This window comes from Plantactinospora sp. KLBMP9567 (genome assembly GCF_033446045.1).
GTDB lineage: Bacteria > Actinomycetota > Actinomycetes > Mycobacteriales > Micromonosporaceae > Plantactinospora.
Map to the genome: position 1 here is coordinate 307,537 of NZ_JAWQRR010000022.1, position 18,514 is coordinate 326,050.

At 74.9% G+C, this 18,514-nt stretch carries 18 protein-coding genes; 5 read left to right on the forward strand and 13 right to left on the reverse strand.

Annotation, left to right across the window (positions count from 1 at the left end):
• Positions 1-6: 6 nt before the first annotated feature.
• Genes R6Y94_RS19060 through R6Y94_RS19070 form a run of 3 tightly spaced genes read left to right on the forward strand, consistent with a single transcriptional unit; the run spans position 7 to position 4,362 of the window.
• A complete protein-coding gene (locus tag R6Y94_RS19060; RefSeq protein WP_318397217.1) occupies positions 7-873 on the forward strand; it encodes a hypothetical protein in 867 nt (288 codons plus the stop codon).
• Positions 866-3,697: an FtsK/SpoIIIE domain-containing protein gene (locus tag R6Y94_RS19065; protein ID WP_412102807.1), complete on the forward strand. Its 2,832-nt coding sequence runs from the start codon at positions 866-868 to the stop codon at positions 3,695-3,697. The genes R6Y94_RS19060 and R6Y94_RS19065 overlap by 8 nt, the downstream gene beginning before the upstream one ends.
• Positions 3,694-4,362: a hypothetical protein gene (locus R6Y94_RS19070; RefSeq protein ID WP_318397218.1), complete on the forward strand. Its 669-nt coding sequence runs from the start codon at positions 3,694-3,696 to the stop codon at positions 4,360-4,362. The genes R6Y94_RS19065 and R6Y94_RS19070 overlap by 4 nt, the downstream gene beginning before the upstream one ends.
• A 34-nt stretch (positions 4,363-4,396) precedes the next feature.
• On the opposite strand, the gene R6Y94_RS19075 is transcribed toward R6Y94_RS19070, so the two are convergent.
• The 3 genes from R6Y94_RS19075 to R6Y94_RS19085 form a co-directional block, all read right to left on the reverse strand.
• Entirely contained in the window at positions 4,397-5,848 is a 1,452-nt protein-coding gene (locus tag R6Y94_RS19075) for a cupin domain-containing protein (RefSeq protein ID WP_318397219.1), read from the reverse strand.
• 15 nt (positions 5,849-5,863) lie between these two features.
• Positions 5,864-6,169: a hypothetical protein gene (locus R6Y94_RS19080; RefSeq protein WP_318397220.1), complete on the reverse strand. Its 306-nt coding sequence runs from the start codon at positions 6,167-6,169 to the stop codon at positions 5,864-5,866.
• Positions 6,170-6,516: 347 nt separating this feature from the next.
• Positions 6,517-7,539, reverse strand: a complete 1,023-nt coding sequence (locus R6Y94_RS19085; protein ID WP_318397221.1) for a LacI family DNA-binding transcriptional regulator — start codon at positions 7,537-7,539, stop codon at positions 6,517-6,519.
• A gap of 257 nt (positions 7,540-7,796) precedes the next feature.
• Between R6Y94_RS19085 and R6Y94_RS19090 the strand changes: the two genes are divergently transcribed.
• Positions 7,797-9,329, forward strand: a complete 1,533-nt coding sequence (locus tag R6Y94_RS19090) for a glycoside hydrolase family 43 protein (RefSeq protein WP_318397222.1) — start codon at positions 7,797-7,799, stop codon at positions 9,327-9,329.
• Between the two features lie 9 nt (positions 9,330-9,338).
• Here R6Y94_RS19090 and R6Y94_RS19095 read toward each other — a convergent pair whose 3' ends face one another.
• From R6Y94_RS19095 to R6Y94_RS19140, 10 genes are all read right to left on the reverse strand, one after another.
• On the reverse strand, positions 9,339-10,304 hold the full coding sequence (locus R6Y94_RS19095) for a GNAT family N-acetyltransferase (RefSeq protein WP_318397223.1): 966 nt from the start codon (positions 10,302-10,304) through the stop codon (positions 9,339-9,341).
• Positions 10,305-10,367: 63 nt separating this feature from the next.
• The gene (locus R6Y94_RS19100; protein ID WP_318397224.1) at positions 10,368-10,862 is read right to left on the reverse strand and encodes a YbhB/YbcL family Raf kinase inhibitor-like protein; all 495 of its coding nucleotides are present in this window, start codon (positions 10,860-10,862) and stop codon (positions 10,368-10,370) included.
• A 91-nt stretch (positions 10,863-10,953) separates the two neighbouring features.
• Positions 10,954-11,424: a DoxX family membrane protein gene (locus tag R6Y94_RS19105; RefSeq protein WP_318397225.1), complete on the reverse strand. Its 471-nt coding sequence runs from the start codon at positions 11,422-11,424 to the stop codon at positions 10,954-10,956.
• Positions 11,425-11,608: 184 nt separating this feature from the next.
• The gene (locus tag R6Y94_RS19110; RefSeq protein WP_318397226.1) at positions 11,609-12,787 is read right to left on the reverse strand and encodes a winged helix DNA-binding domain-containing protein; all 1,179 of its coding nucleotides are present in this window, start codon (positions 12,785-12,787) and stop codon (positions 11,609-11,611) included.
• A gap of 132 nt (positions 12,788-12,919) precedes the next feature.
• A complete protein-coding gene (locus R6Y94_RS19115) occupies positions 12,920-13,132 on the reverse strand; it encodes a putative quinol monooxygenase (protein ID WP_318397247.1) in 213 nt (70 codons plus the stop codon).
• A gap of 50 nt (positions 13,133-13,182) precedes the next feature.
• Positions 13,183-13,794 carry a dihydrofolate reductase family protein gene (locus R6Y94_RS19120; RefSeq protein WP_318397227.1) on the reverse strand — a complete coding sequence of 204 codons (612 nt, stop codon included), beginning with the start codon at positions 13,792-13,794 and terminating at the stop codon, positions 13,183-13,185.
• A gap of 178 nt (positions 13,795-13,972) precedes the next feature.
• A complete protein-coding gene (locus R6Y94_RS19125; protein ID WP_318397228.1) occupies positions 13,973-14,773 on the reverse strand; it encodes an SDR family oxidoreductase in 801 nt (266 codons plus the stop codon).
• A 131-nt stretch (positions 14,774-14,904) separates the two neighbouring features.
• Positions 14,905-15,477, reverse strand: coding sequence for a DoxX family membrane protein (locus tag R6Y94_RS19130; protein ID WP_318397229.1), 573 nt, complete (start codon positions 15,475-15,477; stop codon positions 14,905-14,907).
• 33 nt (positions 15,478-15,510) lie between these two features.
• Complete coding sequence (locus tag R6Y94_RS19135; protein WP_318397230.1) at positions 15,511-16,602, reverse strand: nitroreductase; 1,092 nt, start codon at positions 16,600-16,602, stop codon at positions 15,511-15,513.
• A gap of 91 nt (positions 16,603-16,693) precedes the next feature.
• Complete coding sequence (locus tag R6Y94_RS19140; protein ID WP_318397231.1) at positions 16,694-17,722, reverse strand: Acg family FMN-binding oxidoreductase; 1,029 nt, start codon at positions 17,720-17,722, stop codon at positions 16,694-16,696.
• Positions 17,723-17,889: 167 nt separating this feature from the next.
• Here R6Y94_RS19140 and R6Y94_RS19145 point away from each other — a divergent pair.
• Positions 17,890-18,514 (forward strand): response regulator transcription factor (locus R6Y94_RS19145; RefSeq protein WP_318397232.1); only part of this gene is annotated, 625 nt, incomplete at its 3' end.

The window sequence follows — 18,514 nt, forward strand, 5'->3', positions numbered from 1 at the left end:
CAGCGGATGTCCATCATCGAGGAGCTGGGCGCCCGGGTGCGGGCCGCGTCCGACGAACTGCCGGTCGAGCTGGTGATCAAGGCACTCGACCACCTGAAACTCGCCTCCGAGCGGCTGCGCTGGGTCCGGCAGGAGTCGGCCGACCCGATGGGCGTACCGGAACTGTCGGCGGCCACCGAGCACCTGGAGACGGCCGGGCACGCGCTGAGGCTCGCCCAGGACCAGTTCGCGACCTACCTGGCCGCGATCGGGCTGGGCCGGGACGGGACGCCCGCCGCCGGCCCGCAGCGGCCGGCCGCCCGCCCCGGCGCCCGGGGCCCGGCCGACTCGTCCGGGCCGGCCCGGCGGGCCGCTCCCGCCGCGCCCGGCGGCTGGTGGTCGGTCCGGGTGGCCGAGCTGTTCGACCGGCGGGACACCCCGGCGCCGAAACCGGACCACGAGATCACCGACGCGGAGGAGTTGCTCCGCCGGGTGACCAGCGGCGTCCGCTCCGGCGACCGGACCCGGCTGCACACCGAGCTGCGCGCGGTGGAGGCGAATGTCGGACTGGGCCTCGCCTCGGTCGCCCCGCCGATGCTGCGCGACCTGGCCACCGAACTGCTCGGCCACCCGCCCCGGGCGGCGGACCTGCCGAGACTGCGCCGTGAGGTCACCGGTCAGGTCCAGGACCTGGTGCCCAACCTGCCGCCGGGAGTGCTCGACACACTGCTGAGCCGGGTCTGCCGGATGCCACCGCCGAAGCAGCCGGTCGAGCAGCCGCATCCGGCCGATCCCGCGGTCGCCGCCGGGGTCCTCACCGGACTGCTGATGCGCCGGCTCGGCGTCGACCAGCGACCCGTCACCGCTCGCGCACCCCGGGACACCCATGCCTGACCTACGGACCCAGCTCGTCGACCGGGTCCGCACCATGCTGTCGCACGCCCTCGGCGCGTCCCGGGGCCGGCTCACGGCGGCGCGGACCGAACTCGGTACCGCACAGGACCGGCTGCGCCGGATCCGGGAGGCGGCCGCGCGGGTTCCCGGCCGGGTCGGTGCGGAACGGGACCGCCGGGTCGCCGAACTCTCCGACCGGTACGGGGCGGAGATCGGCCGGCTCGCCTCCCGGGCCGCCGAGGCCGCCGCCCGGGAGGCACCCGGTGCCGCCAGTACGGAGTGGACGGGCTGGCAGCCCAGCCCGGTGATCCGGGGCGAGGCACCGGGACCGCTGCGGATCGGCACCGTACGGCTGCCCGGCAGCGTGCCCGTACCGGCGCTGGTGCCGCTGCTCGACGCCGGCCACGTCCACCTGTCCGGGGCCGACCGGGGCGGCTGCGACGCGGTGGTCGCCGCGCTGCTGCTCCGGGCCCTGGGTCGGGCCGATCCCGGCGCGCTCCGGCTGGTCGGCTACGACCCGGAGCACCTCGGTGGCGGGCTGGCCGGCTTCGCCCCGCTCTCCACCGCCGGGCTGCTCACCTTCGTCGGGCCGGGCGGGCTGGCCCGGCTCCTCGACGACCTCGTCGACCAGATCCGCCGGATCAACGAGACCGTGCTGGCCGGCGAGTACGCCTCGCTGCGCGAGCTGGCCGCGGCGACCGGCCGGCGCCCCGAGCCGTGGCGGATCGCGGTGCTGCTCGGCGGCGACGAACTGTCCCGGCACGAGCGGGGCCAGCTCGACCGGGTGGCCCGGACCGGTGCCGCCTGCGCGGTGCACCTGCTGGTACGCGGCATCGAACTGCCCGACGAGCCGGACGTGCACCGGGTGGTGGTCGACGGCGGCAGCGCCCGGCTGGACGGCTGCCCCGAACTGCCGGTACGCCCCGACCCGGCCCCACCGGCCGCACTGGTCACCGAGACCTGCCGGGAGGTGGCGACCCGGGTCAACGCCGGGCCGCCGCCGACACCCTTCACCGACCTGCTCCCGCCGGTCGACGAGATGTGGCGGGAGGACTCGGCCGCCGGTCTCGTCGCGCCGATCGGGGACGGTCCGCACGGCCGGCCGGTGACGCTGACCCTCGGCGACTACCCGCCGCACGCGCTGATCGGCGGCCCGTCCGGTACCGGCAAGACCAACCTGATCTTCGCCTGGATCGGCTCACTCGCCGCCCGGTACTCCCCCGCCGAGCTGGAGTTCTATCTGCTGGACTTCAAGGAGGGGGTGTCGTTCGCCCGGTTCGCCCAGGGCCGCCGCGACCCGAGCTGGCTGCCGCACATGCGGCTGGTCGGGATCAACGTCAACACCGACCGGGAGTTCGGGTTGGCCCTGCTGCGGTTCCTCGCCGAGGAGCTGCGCCGCCGGGCGGACGCGGCCAAGCGGCACGAGGTGACCAAGCTGGCCGAGCTGCGCGCGGTCGACCCGACCGGTCGCTGGCCGAGGATCGTCGCCGTGGTCGACGAGTTCCAGATGCTGCTGGCCGGCCGGGACGCGGTGGCCCGGGAGGCGGCCGACCTGCTGGAGGACCTGGCCCGGCGGGGGCGCTCCCAGGGCATCCACCTGGTGCTGGCCTCGCAGGACGTCCGGGGCATCGAGGCGCTCTGGGGCCGGCCTGCGCTGGTCGCCCAGTTCACCCTGCGGATCGCGCTGCCCAAGGCGCTGCGCATCCTGGCCGAGCGCAACGACGCCGCGCAGGTGCTGCCCCGGCACCACGCGATCGTCAACGCCGAGTCGGGGATGTCCGAGGGCAACCAGGTGGCCCGGATCCCGGCGGCCAGCGACTGGGGTACCTGGAGCGATCTCCAGCACCGCCTGTGGCGGATGCGCCCGCCGGACGCGGCCCCGGCCCGGCTCTTCGACGGCGACGCGATCCCCCGGCTGGACGAGGCACCGGACTTCGTCGCGCTGCGCCCGCCGGGCGAGCCGGCCCCGGCCGGAGGTGCCCGGGACCGCGCGACCGGCGGGGCGATCTGGCCCGAGGGGGTCGGGCCGGAGCGGAGTGCCGCGCCGAACGGCGGCACACCGGCCCAGGCCGCCGCGGACCGGCCCGGGGGTGCGGAGCGGACCGGTGGCGGCGCCCGAGGGCCGGTGGCGCTGCTCGGCGAGATCATCGACGTGCAGGCGCGGTCGGCCGGGATGCGGCTGCCCCGGGCACCGGGCCGGAACCTGGCCGTACTGGGCACCGGGGTGGACGAGGCCTGTGCGGTGCTGGACGCGGCGGCCCGGTCGCTGCGCCGCCAGCACCGGCCCGGCACCGCCCGGTTCTCCATCGCCTGCCTGGACCCGGACGCCGACGCCGCGGCCCGGGCGCTCTACGAGGCGCTCGGCACCGACGCCGCCTGGTACTCCGAGGACGACATCGGTGAGCTGATGGCCGAGACGGCCGACGGGCTGGGCTCCGGCGGCACTCCGGGCGAGCCGCACTACCTGCTGCTCTACGCCGTCGACGCGGCCGCCGGCCAGCTCGGTACCACCATCGGGCGGCGGTCCGGCCTGGACCACCTGCGGCACGTGCTGCACAACGGGCCGGAGCGGCGTACCCACACCCTGGCCTGGTGGCGGGGGGTGGCCCGGCTGCGGGCGGACCTCGGCGGCCCGGCGTCGCGTACCGACCAGATCGGCGCCTGGGTCGCGCTCGACGTGCAGGGTGCGGAGCTGACCTCGGCGCTCTACCCCGGGGCCGGCGGTGGTCCGGACTGGTACCCCCGGCCGTGGCGCGGGCTCTTCTTCGACCGCTCGGTGCACCGGACCGGTCAAGTGATCATCCCCTATGGACCGTCCCGATGAGCGGCGATCTGGAACGGGAGGTCGGTTACGCCCAGGCGATCCGGCGGCTCGCCGAGCTGACCGGCCGGGCCGAGGCGGAGCGCGCCGAGGCGAACGGCTGGTACGAGCGGCAGTGCGCCGCCGCCGAGCGGGCGGTACGCGACGCGGAGCAGGCGGTACGCCGGGCCGAGGCGGAGGTGGCGGCGGCCCAGCAGGAGGTGGACCGCATCGAGGCCGAGTCGGTCCACCTGTGGAGCATCCTGCGCGGGCAGTTCGGTGCGGCGGACCGGCGGGTCGGCGAGCCACCGGTGCCGCGCAACGGCGTACCGGCCGACGTCGAGGCGCTGCTCGACGGGGTCCGGGAGCTGCTGGACCGGGCCCGGAAACCGGGTGAGCTGCCGCCGGCCACCCGACCGCTGCTGGCGCTCTTCGGAGTGCTCGGCGCGGCCGCCGCGTACGCCCTCGGGCTGGCCGCCCGGGCCGCCGGTGACCGGTACGGCGGCGACCTGGCGGTGGCCATGCCGGTACTCGGGCTGCTGGTGACGCTGCTCGGCCCGGTCGTCGGGCTGGCACCGGCCCGGGTACTCGCCGACCGGCGGCACGCCGGCCTGGACGTACGCTCCGCGCTGGTGGTCGTGGTCGCCGGGCTGGTCACCACCGGGGCCCTGTTCGGCCTGCTCCGCTGATGCCGCGCGACCGGGTCGCGGCGCTGTCCTCGGCTCAGGCCGGGACCGCGACCGCCTCGCGGAGCAGGCGCCGGGCCAGCACGATCCGGTCGGCGTCGTCGTCCAGCCCGGGGAGGTCGCCGACCCGGTGCACCCCGCCGGAGAGGAACGCCCGGACCGCCAGCGCGCACTGGGCCGGGAAGGTCACCGTGCGGTCGAAGAGCGACAGCACGACCCGGCCCCGGCCGCCGTCGTCGCCGGCCGGCTGGGCAGTCAACTGCCAGCGCAGACCGTCCCGGGGGGCGAGCCGGCTGTCGGCGTCCAGCCCGGCGATCGCCGCCGCCTGGGCGAGCGGCCGGATCGGCGCCGGTCGGGCCGCCGGCCAGGCCCGGGCTCGCAGCCGGGCCGCGACCGCGCCCGGGTCGGCGCGCAGCAGCCAGTCCCGCAGCGCCTCGACGGTCTCGGTCAGCTCCGGCTCGACCTGGTCGATCTCGGCGACGTCCATCCGGAACGGCAGCGTGGCGCGCAGTCGCGGATCCTCGGCGGCCAACTCCAGCAGCGTATCGACGATGGCGTACCGGGTGAGGGCCCGGACGCCGACGGTCAGGTGCAGGCTGCTCTCGTCCTGCGCCCGGGCGCTGTGCAGCCAGCCCCGGGGCAGGTAGAGCGCGTCACCGGGACCCAGCACCACGTCCAGCGCGGGTGGGCCGTCGGCGACCGCGGCGACCTCGTCGGCCCGGCCGCCCCACGGCTGCCGCTCCAGCGGGTCGGGCAGCACCGGCTCGTGGACCTGCCAGTGCTTGTGCCCGTCGACCTGGAGCACGAAGACGTCGTGCGTGTCGTAGTGGGTGGCGAAGCCCTGGTTTCCGGCCGGCGTCAGATAGGCGTTCACCTGGAGCGGCTGGCCGAGGTGCAGGCTCAGCTCGCGGGTGAAGTCGATCAGGGGCGGCCAGGTCCGGTGCAGTCCCTGGAGCACCAGGGTGGCGCCGTCGGCGTAGAGCGCGAGGACCTGCTCGTCGAGCACCTGGTCGGTGATCTCGGCCCCGGCCCCACCGCCGCCGGTGTACTGCCCGGTCGGCAGCACCTGTCCGTCCTTGGCCACCCGCAGGAACGGGGTACGCAGTCCGCGCCGGCTGAGCAGTTCGTCGGCGTCGGCCGGGCTGAGCAGGTCCCGGAAGCCGTCCGGGTTGCCCAGTTCGGCCGCCCGGGACAGCAGTGCGGCCCGTCCCCAGTACCCGGCGGCGAACTTCGCCGGTTCGACCGCCACGCAGCGGGCCAGGGCCGGTCGGCTCGGCGGGCCGGTCCGCACCGCCGGGCCGGTGGACCGGGCCGGGCGGCCGTCGCCGCCCGCCCCGGTCGCCGGATCCGCGGCCGGAACGGTCGGTGCCACCGGTCCGGGTGGCACGCTCCGCCGCCCGGTCGGCGGCGCGTCGGGCGAGTCCGCCCGGGAGGCGTCCGGCCGGCACTCCGGCGCGACAGTGCCGGTCGACCCGTCGTACTCGGTCATCGCCGGTGGCCAGCGCTAGCGGGCGGCGCTGTCGGCGCCGCCGTCCTGCTGCCCGGGTGCCGCGCCCGCGTCGGCCGGCCCCTCGGCACTGCCGTCGGCGCCGCCGTCGTGCTGCCCCGGGGTCGCGCCGCCGTCGGCCGGCCCCTCGGCACTGCCGTCGGCGCCGCCGTCGTGCTGCCCCGGGGTGGCTCCGGCGTCGGCCGGGCCTTCGGCGGCACCATCGGCGCCACCGTCCCGGCCCAGCGGGTTGGCCCCGCCGTCGGCCGGCCCCTCCCCACCACCGCCGCCCGTGGTCCGGATGTCGTCGTCGTCGAGTCTCATCGGGTGCTCCCTCGGGTCAGCGCCCCGCCGCGCGGCCGGGCGTCGCTACCCGGGGGTGGTACCCCGCCCCCGATCACCTCTAACCCGGCAAACCGGTCCGCTCATGCGCGCGGGTGACTCGCGACCCAGCGGACCGCTGGCGGTCAGCCGGCACGGCAGGCGGCGATGTTCGGGGCAAAGTGCGTGCCCGGCGCGGCAGGCGATGCCAGCCTCGTGCCCGGTCGACCCGCCGCCCCGAAATGTCTCGACAGGCCCTCCGACTTCTATCGGAAATCTCCCGGAAGTTCGGCCCGCAGGCATCGGAAACTGTCCAGGTCACCATGGCGGCGATGAGCACCGCGGGTAGGTCACTTCCGGGCGTACGGCGCCGAGCTGTCCCGGACCACCAGGTCGGTGGAGAGTTCGACCCGGGGCGTGTCCAGCGGCTCGCCGCCGGCCAGCCGGAGCACCGTCCGGGCGGCCAGCAGCCCCATCTCGGCCAGCGGCTGGCGCACGGTGGTGAGCGGGGGCGAGGCCCAGCGCGCCTCCGGCAGGTCGTCGAAGCCGACCACGCTGACGTCGTCGGGCACCCGCAGACCGCGCCGCCGGACCGCCTCGTACGCCCCGAAGGCCATCTGGTCACTGGAGGCGAAGATCGCCGTCGGCGGCTCGTCGAGGTCGAGCAGCGCGGCGCCGCCGGAGTAGCCGGACTCGTGGTAGAAGTCGCCGGGCACGATCAGCTCGTCGCGCAGCGGGATGCCGGCCGCGTCCAGGGCGGCCCGGTAGCCGTCGAGCCGGGCCCGGCTGCACAGCAGTCGCGGAGGGCCGGCGATGAAGCCGATCCGGCGGTGGCCGAGCGAGAGCAGGTGCTCGGTGGCGCGCAGCCCGCCGGCCCAGTTCGTCGCACCGATGGTGGGGATGTCGAGGTGCGGCACCCCGGCGGGGTCGACCAGCACCATCGGCACGTTCAGCCGGCGCAGCTCGGCGTGCACCGGCGGGGCAAGGTCGCTGGCGACCAGGATCACCCCGTCGGTGGCCCGGGTACGCAGGTTCTGCAACCACTGCCGGGTCGAGGTCGACCGGCGGTGGATCGCCGAGACCACCGTGCCGACCCCGGAGGCGTGCGCGACGTCCTCCACCCCTCGGATGATCTCGACCGCCCAGGGACTGTCCAGGTCGTTGAAGATGAGGTCGATCAGGCTCGCCCCGGCCCTCGGTCGGGTGGCCCGTCGACGGTAGCCGTGCCGGCGGAGGAGTTCCTCCACCCGTTCCCGAGTCTGCGGCGCCACGTCGTTGCGGCCGTTGAGTACCCGGGAGACCGTCGGCACCGACACGCCCGCCTCCTGGGCGATGGCGGTGATCGTGATCCTGCGTCCTTCGTCGACCGTCACGAGGCAGCTCCTTCGTTGAGGCTCCAGCCTACGACCGAAACACTTTCGCGGGTGCACCGGCGTCGGTCGCGCGCCCTCCCAGTATTTTGCCGCAGGTTCCGGGGTTGACTGACCGCACGGTGGGTCATAACGTTCCGAACGAGTTACGGAACAATTCCGGAAAGTTTACGCCGGAGAGGATCGTCCATGCCCCGTTCCGCCGCGACCACGATCCCTCCAGCTCGGAGGGCCGGTACCCGGGCCGTGATCGATTCCTGATGGCGATCCCCGGCGACCCGGTCATCCCCGGCTTCCACCCGGACCCGAGCGTCTGCCGGGTCGGCGACGACTACTACCTGGCCTGTTCGAGCTTCGAATACTTCCCGGGCGTTCCGATCTTCCACAGCCGGGACCTGGTGAACTGGACCCAGCTCGGCAACGTCCTCGACCGGCCCAGCCAGCTCGTCCTGCCGCCCGGCACGCCCTCCTCCGGCGGGGTCTACGCGCCCACCCTGCGGCACCACGACGGCCGGTTCTGGCTTATCACCTCGAACATCCCGCACGGCGGCACCCTGCTGGTCACCGCCGAGGATCCCGCCGGCCGCTGGTCGGAGCCGGTGCACCTGCCCGACGTCCTCGGCATCGACCCCGACCTGGCCTGGGACGACGACGGCACCTGCTGGTGCACGGTCGCCGGCATCGACCAACTGCGGATCGACCCGGTCCGCGGCACGGTGCTCAGTACGCCGAAACGAATCTGGTCCGGCACCCCGGGCGCGCAGGCACCGGAGGCGCCGCACCTCTACCAGGTCGACGGCACCTGGTATCTGCTGATCGCCGAGGGCGGCACCGAACGCGGGCACGGCATCTCGGTGGCCCGGGGCCCGGCCCCGGACGGTCCGTTCGAGCGGTGCCCGGCCAACCCGATCCTCAGCCACCGCAGCACCGACCACCCGGTGCAGAACACCGGACACGGCGACCTGGTGCGGGCAGCCGACGGCTCGTGGTGGCTGGTCTTCCTCGGGGTACGCGCCCGGGGCGGCACGCCCGGCTGGCACGTACTCGGCCGGGAGACCTTCCTCGCCCCGGTCACCTGGACCGACGGCTGGCCGGTGGTCGGGCCGATCGGCACGGTGCCGCGTACCACCGCGCCGTCCCCCGCGGCGGTGGGTGCCGCACCGGCGCGGGACGACTTCGACACCACCGAGCTGCATCCGCGGTGGATCTCGGTCCGGTGCCGTCCGCCGGAGGACGTGTCGCTGATCGAACGCCCCGGCTGGCTGACCCTGCGGGCCCGGGGAGGCTCACTCGACGAGCCGACGGTGACCTTCGTCGGCCGCCGCCAGGTTCAGCACGACGTCCGGGTACGCGCCCTGGTCGACCCCGGCGTCGGCCGGGGTGGCCTGGCGGTACGCCTCGACGAGGCGCACCACTACGCGGTCGAGCTGGGCGGCGGCGAGGTCTGGGTACGGGCCCGGATCGGACCGTTGTGCCAGCGGATCGGCAGCCGCCCGGTCACCGGCCCGGTGGTGCTGCGCGTCGAGACCTGGGCCTCGGGGCCGGGCATGGACCACCCCCGGCAGGAGCCGGACGTGGTACGGCTCGGCTACGAGGCCCAGGGCGGCGAGTTCGTTGTCCTCGCCGAACTCGACGGGCGATACCTCTCCACCGAGGTCGCCGGCGGCTTCACCGGGCGGGTGATCGGCTGCTACGCCACCGCCGACGCCATCGGCGTCGACTGGTACGACTACCGGGTCCTCGCCTCGCTGGACCGGGCCGAGGTGGTCGACGACGACCTGGTCGACGCCTGACCGAAGTTCCTACCCGGTGGCGGCGACGGTCCGTTCGAAGACGACCGCCTCGTAGAGCGGACTCATCCCCACCGACCGGTAGAGCCGGACCGGGCCGATCGGGTTGCTCAGGTCGACGCCGAGCCCGGCGTACTCCCGGCCCTTGCCGGCGTAGCAGGCGAAGGCCCGGGCCAGCAGCGCCGAGCCGACGCCCCGCCGCCGGTGTTCCCGCAGCACCGCGAGCTGCTTCACCCAGCCCTCGTTCTGGTCGAGGGTCTGGTCGGCGGACTGGAGGATGCCGACCGGCTCGCCGGCCACCTCGGCGACGAACCACTCGTCCCAGGCGACGCTGGGCAGCGCAGCCACCTGGTCCCGCCACTGTTCATAGCTGGCCGGCTGGTAGTCCGGGGTGTCCCGGAAGGCCGAGTCCAGGATCCGGTGGAAGGTGCGCAGCTCGGCGTCGTCCGTCGAGCGGACCGGCCGGACCAGCACTCCCGGCGGCGGGGGTGGCGGCTCGGCGGCCACCCCGGCCAGCGGCCGGCGCATCCGGGCGTACCGCTTGACGAACTCGAAGCCGGCGTCCCGGAGTACGCCGATCCAGCGCTCCTCGGTGGGCAGCGCGAGCGCCCGAACGGTCATCGCGGCGAGGCCGAACTCGGCGGCGCGCTCGGCGGCGCGGGCGAGCTGCATCGTCAGCAGCGGCACCTGGGCCGGCAGCCCCAGCTCCGGGTGCACGTAGACCTCGACCGTCTCCCGTGGCCCCCGGTTGGAGTCCTCCAGGTAGGACCAACCGCGCACCTCGCCGTCCGGGTCGAGCGCGAGCCAGGTGTCCCGGGCCAGGTCGAGGTCGGGTGCGGTCAACACCTCGCGTACGTCGTCGGCGCTGAAGTCGGGGTGTCCGAGCGCGGCGATGTCGCTGGCATGCACCACGGCGAGGATCGCCGGCACGTCGTCGAGGCCGGGCCGGCGCACCGACCAGCCGGGGGGCAGTGGCATGTCGAGCATCTAACCCCGGTCGGCCGTCCCGCGCCGCCGATTTTTCCACCGGCGGGCCGGGGCTCAGCGGGCGAAGGTGCCGACCATGTTGCCGCTGGCCAGTTCCAGTTGCCGCACCGCGGCGTGCACGTCCGGCGCCTGCGGCGCGCCGGGCAGTTCCAGCGGCCGGTTCACGGCGTAGAGCCGGAAGAAGTACCGGTGCGGGTCGTCGTTCATCGGCGGGTGCGGGCCACCCCAGCCGGCCGTGCCGAAGCCGTTCGCCCAGACCCGGCCGCCCGGCGGGGTCTTGCCCTCGTCGACACCGCCGGAGGTCGCCTCGATCCCGGTCACGAGCCAGTGCAGGAACGGCGTCCGCCCGGCGTCCCGGTCCTCGACCAGCAGGACCAGCTCGGTCGCCTCCTCCGGCACGTCCGACCACTCCAGTGGCGGCGAGATGTTGCCACCGTCCCGGGAGAACCGGTCCGGCAGCCGGTCGTGGTCGTTGAAGGCTCGGCTGCGCATCAGAATCCCGGCCATGGCGTCGCCCTCCTCCCGGTGCGGGATCTGTCCGGACGCCACCGGCCGACGACGCCGGTGGTGCCGCTCGTCTGCTTCCGGGCGTACCCGCAGTGGGCGGGCCGAAACAGCCGCCGGCCGGGTCGCCGCGCGGTCAGCCGCGGCGCTTGCCGCACCGGCGCGCGATCTGCCGCCCCAGGCCCCGACGCTTGCCGGCCGCCCGGCCGAGCACGTCGTCGAGGAGCAGGGTGAGGCCGGCCCCGATCAGCCAACTGTCCTTGGCGATCGGCACGCCCTGCTGGGTCGGGCGGGGGCTGCCGGGCTGGTGCATGCCGGGCGTCGCCCAGTACAGCCGCATCAGGCCGCCGCCGAAGCCGAGCAGGCCCAGTCCGACCAGGGCGGACGGGACGACCGGGAGCAGCAGGGCGGCGCCGAGGGCCACCTCGGTGCCGGCCAGCAGCCGGGCGAACTGCTCCGGCGGGACCCGCTTGATCGGCGGGATCGCCCCGGCCGCCATCCCGTGCATGCCCGCCGCCTCCTCGCCCTGGAGGTTCCACTTGGAGACGCCCGAGTTCAGCACGAACGCGCCGATCGCGAGGCGCAGCGGAAGATGGGACACGTTCATCGGTCGCTCCGCTCTGCCGGTACCGCTGTCCGGGCACACCTACCCGGATAGCCCGCCCGCACACCGGGTACCCCGAGCGGCCGCCGATCCCTGGCACCGGCGGTACGAAATCACGATCTTCCGGTACGCCGGGGTCGGGGTCGGTGCGTGCGGTGCCGGCCCGACTGGCGGCGGTGCGGCCGGGTCAGCCGGAGAGTTCCCGTTCCAGCGGGGTACGGAACTGCGGCGTGATCCGGGCCTCGCCGAGCCGTCCGGTCAGCTCCGCCACCGCCGCCTCCACCGCACCCACCGCCTCGGCGCCGACCTCCTCCAACAGCCGGTACGCGATCTCGCCGTCCTTGCGCTGGGCCCAGCCGCCGACGATCCGGCCGTCCCACCACACCGTCGGGCCGATGTTGCCGAACCGGTCGAAGAGCCGGGGACCGTGCCCGCCGAGGAACCACTCGCGCCGGGACCAGCCCATCGGGGTGGGGTCCAGGCCGGGCAGCAGCGCCGCCCAGGGCTCGACCGGGGGGACCGGTTCGAGGTCGTCGGGGAGCAGCAGTCCGGTGCCGCCGTCCAGTTCCACCTCGACCGGTGTGACCCCGGCGAGTGCCCGGCGCGTCTGCCCGACCGTCCACCCGGCCCACCAGCGCAGGTCCTCGGCCGGCGCCGGCCCGTACGCGGCCAGCCAGCGGCGGGCCAGCTCGACCTCGGCCTCCTCGGCCGTCCACGGCTCCGGAGCCACCCGATACCACCGCTGCGCCAGCGACCAGCGGTACGGGCTGTACCGCCAGGTGCTGCGCGGCCGTCCCCGGACGATCCGCCCCTCGGCCGCGAGCAGCAGGAGCAGCCGGGCGACCACCCGCTGCCGGCCCTCGTACGACTTGCCCCTGGCCATCACCAGTGGCTGGCGCAGCCGCTCGTCCTCCTCGGCGAGTTCCGCCGAGGTCACCTCGCCGCGCGCCTCGATCGCCCGCAGCGCCACCGCCTCGACCTCGGCGAGCCAGCGCTCGACGTCGGCGGCGACGCCCGCCTCGGCGAGGAAGCCGAGCAGCTTGCGCCGCTCCCGGCCGGCGACGGTCCGGGCCGCCGCCTCGTGCAGCACCGGCACGGACTCGACCGGGGTCACGAACATGGTCCGGCGCATGGCGAGCATCCGGACCAGGGTCCGGTCGTCGTAGAGCGCCCGGTCGACGGTCTGCACGTCGACGTCGGCGCCGGCCAGCCGGGCGAAAAGCGCCAGATAGACCGTGGGCGGGTCGGAGGCGTGCAGCGCCACCAGGTCCCGGGCGACCTCGACCGGGTCGTCGGCCCGGGCATGGGCCGCCAGGCGGTGCCGCCGGCCGATCCTGGCCCGCCGCTCGGCCACCTCGATCCGCACCCATGCCTCCTCACCGCCGGTCCGTCGAACCCCTGTCTAGCAGAGGTGCTGGCCCAGGCGGCCGACCACGGCGCACTGACGGTCGCGGTGGCCGGACGGCTCCGGGCAGCCGGGCCCGGGCCGCGATCGGTGCTATCCGGGTACGTCGTAGGTTTCGACGACGCGGCGCTCCAGGCATGGCACGATCTGTTCGACGGCGAGCCCCCTGAAGTGCGGCGTGTCGCGGTGCGCCTCGAACGCCTCCCGGGACGCGTACCGTTCGAGCAGCACGATGGTGCGGTCGTCGTCCAACTGCCGGTAACCGACGAAGGAGAGGCATTCGGCACCGGGACCCCGCCCCCGGATCGGCCCCGCCCGGCCCGCGGTGTGGGGCCGCGCGACCTCCCTGCCCCGGTCTAGCCCTGCCCGAACGAGCCGAGGACGACCTCACTGGCCGGCTCGTACCGGCCGATCACCGCCCCGTTGGAGGAGACGGTGCTCCGCACCAGTTTCAGGCCGGCCGGCACGGTGCCGTCGGCGAAGAGCCGCTTGCCCGAGCCGAGCACGACCGGGAAGACCAGCAGGCGGAACTCGTCGACCAGGTTGTGCCGCAGCAGCGTCTGGATCAGCTCGCCGCTGCCGTGCACCTGCAACTCGGGCCCGTCCTGCTGCTTGAGCGCGGTGACGCCCTCGGCCACGTCGCCCTCGATCAGCACGGACCGGTCCCAGCTCAGGGTCGGGCGGCCCCGGGAGGCGACGTACTTGGTGGCGCGGTTGAGCGGCCCGGCGCCGTCCTCCTCCGAGGCGTGCGGCCAGTACGAGGCGAAGATGTCGTAGGTCCTGCGCCCGAGCACCAGGTCGAACGGCTTGCCCATCAGGTCGTCCATGGCCTCGGCCACCTGGTCGTCCCAGTAGTTGACCATCCAGCCGCCGTGCGCGAAGCCGTTGTCGTCGTCTTCGCCGGGGCCGCCCGGGGCCTGCATGACCCCGTCCAGGGTCAGGAACGTGCTCACGACCAGCTTCCGCATTGTCGGGTCCTCTCGATCGGGTCCCCGCGCCGTGCGGCGGACCGTCGTACGGTGTCGCGCTCTCGCTTCCGCCAGCAACTCTCGCACCGACAATTTCAGTTGTCAAGAATGAAAGTATTGTCGGCTGATGGCAGCACGGCACGCGCAGAACCGTCTGCAAAAACGGTGCGACGGCGTATTACGGCACGATCGCGTCGACGTAGCCACCGTCGACCCGTACGGCCGCGCCGGTGGTGGCCGAGGCGAGCGGCGACGCCAGATAGCTGACCATGTTGGCGATCTCGGCGGGCTCGATCAGCCGCTGGAGCAGGGACTGCGGCCGGTGCAGCCGCATGAACTCGCGCTGCGCCTGCGCCCACGGCAGGTTCCGGTCGACGAGCTGGTAGACGAAGTCCTCCACCCCGCCGGTGTGGGTCGGGCCGGCGATCACCGAGTTGACCGTCACGCCGGTCCCGGCGGCGGCCTTGGCGAACCCCCGGGAGACGCCGAGCAGCGCCGTCTTGGAAACCCCGTAGTGGATCATCTCGGCCGGGATGACCACCGCCGAGTCGCTGGCGATGTACTGCACCCGTCCCCAGCCGCGCTCCATCATCCCGGGCAGGTAGCTCCGGGTCAGCCGTACCGCGGCCAGCACGTTGACCTCGAAGTAGCGCCGCCACTCCTGGTCGTCGATCTCCAGCGCCGGTCGGGCGCCGAAGATGCCCAGGTTGTTGACGAGGATGTCGACCGCGGGCAGCAGGTCGAGGGTCCGCGCCGTGCCGTCGTCGGTGGCGACGTCGGCCGGGACCTCGACCACCTCGGCGTCCGGCACCTCGGCCCGCAGCGCGGTCGTGGCCCGCGCGACGCTGTCGGGGGTACGACCGTTGACCGCCACCCGCGCGCCGGCTCTGGCCAGCCCGGTGGCGATGGCCGCGCCGATGCCCTGGGTCGATCCGGTCACCAGCGCGGTCCGGCCGGTCAGGTCGATCTGCACGGTCATGAGGCTCCCCAATGTGAGCGGTCCGGGAGGACCGGCGCGTATCCCTACAGATCCGACCGTAGCGCCGTACCCGGACGGCGGCGCGGCGGGCACCACCCGCAGGTGGTTACCCGCCGCAGGGGCGACTGGCGTCACTTGAGCCAGGGCTGCCGCCGCACGACCGGCAGGCCCGCCCAGATCCGGCCGAGTCCCCAGGTGTCGCCCGCGCCGACCAGGGCCAGACCGGCCAGCAGCGCGGCGTTGACCAGGTGCTCGTCCAGGAACGGGTTGTTCTCCGGCGGGAGGACGACGGTCCACATCAGCAGGTACAGCAGGCCGCCGGCAACCGCTGCCACCCGCAGGCCGATCCCGGCCAGCAGGGCGACGCCGATGGCGAGCAGGCCGACCATGAACAGGACGTCGGCCCAGGCGGCGCCGGCGATGTCGTGGTAGAGCCCCTGGAACGGCCCTTCCGCGCCGAACGCCAGGAAGCCCTTGGTGGGGCTGCCGCCGTTGATCCAGGCGGCCTTGCTCTCGGTCGCGTAACCCAGGCCGAACAGCTTGTCCAGGAACGCCCACAGGAAAGTCCAGCCCAGGGCGAGCCGGATGCCGGCGAAAACGTACCGGGCGGCCCGCTGGGCGCCGGTCTCCGCGCCCACCGGCTCGGCCGGCGCGGTGCTCTGGCGGGCGACGGGCTGGTTGCTGGTCGCCGTCATCGTCGTCACGTCCTCTCGTGTCGTCCGCGCTGTCCCTCGCGGCTACCTCCATTCGACGCCAGTGCCCACCGGGCGGGGCAGGGCCGGCGGACCGGTGGTCCCCGGGACCTCGGACCCGTCTTCCCGGGACCTCCGGTCCGGGTCCGCCACCGTGGGCGGCACCCCGCGGTGGGCAGGTCGCTGACCGATCCGCAGCACCATCTGCGGTCGGCCGAACCGGCCGAGCGCCAGCCGGAGCTGCTCGCGCGCCGCCGGGACCGCGATCACCGGTGCCTGGAGGCACGCCGTCAGCCCGGCGGCTGCGGCGGTCAGCAGGACGCGCTGCAACGCCTGTCCGGCGCGCAACTGGTCACCGGGGGTGTCCAGCGGACTGCCCAGCACGGCGACCATCGGCTCGTGGCCGGGCTCGTCGCTCGGCTCCTGATCTGGGCCGGCGACCGACTCACGGTCCGGCTCCGCCAGGGCGGGTACACCGCTCCCCCAGCCGGCCCGACCACCGCCCGGCCCGGCCCGACCACCGCCCGGCCCGGCCGGGTCACTCCAACCGGTCGGCAGGTCGGACGGCGGCGCGCCGCTACGCCAGCGGAGCGCGGCGGCCGCGTCCGCCCGGCCACGGTCCAGTACCCGCCCGGCACCCGCCTCGATCTCGGCGAACGCCGCCACGGCGGCGTGCCCGACGATCAGGTCCAGCCACCCGTGTTCGGTCCGGCCGGCGTCGATCAGCCGACGCCGGACCTCGGGCGGCACCGGCGCCGGGACAACCGGTCCGGTATCGACGTGGCAGTACGGCAGCGCCGCGAACAGCCCCCGCTCGGCGGGGCCGGGCACCCGCACCGGGCCGGGATGCAGCCGCGCCAGCAGGTCCGGCTCGTCGCGGTACGGGCGCAGCCGGACGAGCGCGGGCCGGCCGCGTACCGCCAGCGCCAGCCGTACGTTGAACAGGCCGGCACCACCGCCGAGCCGGGCGGCCCACCCGGCACGATCACCGGCTGGGCGCCTGGACGGGGGCACCAGCACGTCGATCGCGCCATCGCGCAGCCGCAGCCACGGCTGGCTCCGCTCCGCAACGGGTGCCCGGGCCGCGGCGGCGACGGCCCGGTCCAGGTCCACCGGGGCATAGCCCGTCGGACTCATCTGCTTCCTCCTCGCCATCCCGCGCGGGCTCGACGGGGGGCGCATCCACCCGGCGCGCCGACCGCTCGTCCCGCCGCCGCGCCGGCCCGCCTCAGTCGGCGTACCCGATCACGTCGGCCGGCTCCCGCCGGAGCACCGGCGGCAGCGGTGTCGGGTCGGCGGCGAAGCCGAGCCGGACCACCACGTACGGCTCACCGATGTCGGCGAGCAGGTTGCGCATCAGCCAGCGGGGCCAGTCCAGCTCGATCGGGTCGCTCAGCGGTGCGGTGGCGAGACCCTCCGCGACCGCGGTCAGCAACAGGGCGGAGAGTGCCTCGCCACCGGTGAGCAGGTCGGCAGGGGCGTCGCCGGTGCCGAACAGGATCGCGTACGCGGCGCCCCGGTCCATGCCGTCACCCACCTCCAGGCCCGGTGTGCCGCCGAGCGCGTGTTCGCGGATCGGCACCCGGCGCAGCCCCGGGCGGACCGCCGAGGCGGCCGGTACCCCGTCCCGGCTCTCCGGCGGTCGGTTCGTCCAGCGCCGCAGCTCGGCCCGGTACGCCGGGTCTTCGAGTTCGACGGCGGCCGCGTTGGCGGTCGCGACCGCCAGCATCGGCATCTGGTCGTCGCGAACCAGGTGCAGGTGGGCGCCCTCGGCCTCGACCACCTCGCGGAGCCGGCGCAGCGTCGGCTCGGCCACGGAGCGGTCACCGAAGGCGCGCCGGTCAGTGCGTCGCCGCTGGCCCGCCGCGTACTGCCGCGACCGCTCCGGATCAACGTCCTGCCGTCCGGTCACGGTGATCCTGGCCAGCACGTCCGGATCGGCGCCGTCCGGAGACCGCACGACCTCGGTGCGGTATCCGGCCGCCGCGAGGGCCAGCCGGGCGTGGTGCAGGGCCGCGCCGCAGCTGACCAGCAGCAGCCGTCGACTCGCGTCGACGCTGTGCACCTGTCGGGAGCGGTCCGCCCGCAGCGTGAGTACGGCGCCGGGGCCGATCCGCCAGCGCCACGGTTGGGTGTTGAACACCGAGGGTGCCAGCAGCGCGTACGCGGCGGCGGCGCCGAACGCCGCGCGCGCTTCGGCGGCGGGTACGCCGGATCCGTCGGCGGCCGTCGTCGCGGTGCTGCGGTTGGCGGTCATCGCACTTCCTCCTCGTTCGCTGTCTGCCCACCACGGTGCGCCGCCGCCGGGGCGTGCCGGCAGGGCCGCAGGTCCCGAGCTGCCGGGACCCAGTCCCCGCTCTCGACCGCCCCGTTCGGGACCTTCGGCCCTGTGCGGTCAGCGCGTCGGCCGGATAGGAAGGACGGGTGATTAGGGTCTTCCTGCTCGACGACCACGAGGTGGTCCGGCGCGGCCTGGCCGGGCTGCTGCAGAGCGACGGTGATATCGAGGTGGTCGGCGAGTCCGGCTCGGCGCAGGAGGCGACGCGCCGTATACCGGCGTTGCGGCCGGACGTGGCGATCCTGGACGCACGGCTGCCGGACGGCAACGGCATCGACGTGTGCCGGGACGTCCGGGCGATCGACTCCACGATCAAGGGCCTCATCCTGACCTCCTATGAGGACGACGAGGCGCTGTTCGCGGCGATCATGGCCGGTGCCGCCGGGTACGTCCTCAAGCAGATCCGCGGCACCGACCTGGTCGACGCGGTCCGCCGGGTGGCCGCCGGCCAGTCGCTGCTGGACCCGGCGGTCACCGCCCGGGTCCTCGAACGCATTCGCAGCGGGGTCGAACAGCCGCGGGAGTTCCAGTCGTTGACCGAGCAGGAGCGCCGGATCCTGGAGTACGTGGCGGAGGGGCTCACCAACCGGGAGATCGCCGGCAGGATGTTCCTGGCCGAGAAGACCGTGAAGAACTACGTCTCCAGCCTGCTCGCCAAGCTCGGCCTGGAGCGGCGCACCCAGGCTGCGGTGCTGGCCACCCGGCTGCTCG

Coding starts and splice junctions, on each gene's coding strand:
- R6Y94_RS19120 (WP_318397227.1), bottom strand. CDS start 13,794: ATGCGGAAGCTGGTCGTGAGCACGTTCCTGACCCTGGACGGGGTCATG.
- R6Y94_RS19060 (WP_318397217.1), top strand. CDS start 7: ATGTCCATCATCGAGGAGCTGGGCGCCCGGGTGCGGGCCGCGTCCGAC.
- R6Y94_RS19070 (WP_318397218.1), top strand. CDS start 3,694: ATGAGCGGCGATCTGGAACGGGAGGTCGGTTACGCCCAGGCGATCCGG.
- R6Y94_RS19080 (WP_318397220.1), bottom strand. CDS start 6,169: ATGAGACTCGACGACGACGACATCCGGACCACGGGCGGCGGTGGTGGG.
- R6Y94_RS19095 (WP_318397223.1), bottom strand. CDS start 10,304: ATGCCACTGCCCCCCGGCTGGTCGGTGCGCCGGCCCGGCCTCGACGAC.
- R6Y94_RS19065 (WP_412102807.1), top strand. CDS start 866: ATGCCTGACCTACGGACCCAGCTCGTCGACCGGGTCCGCACCATGCTG.
- R6Y94_RS19090 (WP_318397222.1), top strand. CDS start 7,797: ATGGCGATCCCCGGCGACCCGGTCATCCCCGGCTTCCACCCGGACCCG.
- R6Y94_RS19125 (WP_318397228.1), bottom strand. CDS start 14,773: ATGACCGTGCAGATCGACCTGACCGGCCGGACCGCGCTGGTGACCGGA.
- R6Y94_RS19105 (WP_318397225.1), bottom strand. CDS start 11,424: ATGAACGTGTCCCATCTTCCGCTGCGCCTCGCGATCGGCGCGTTCGTG.
- R6Y94_RS19075 (WP_318397219.1), bottom strand. CDS start 5,848: ATGACCGAGTACGACGGGTCGACCGGCACTGTCGCGCCGGAGTGCCGG.
- R6Y94_RS19135 (WP_318397230.1), bottom strand. CDS start 16,602: ATGAGTCCGACGGGCTATGCCCCGGTGGACCTGGACCGGGCCGTCGCC.
- R6Y94_RS19140 (WP_318397231.1), bottom strand. CDS start 17,722: ATGACCGCCAACCGCAGCACCGCGACGACGGCCGCCGACGGATCCGGC.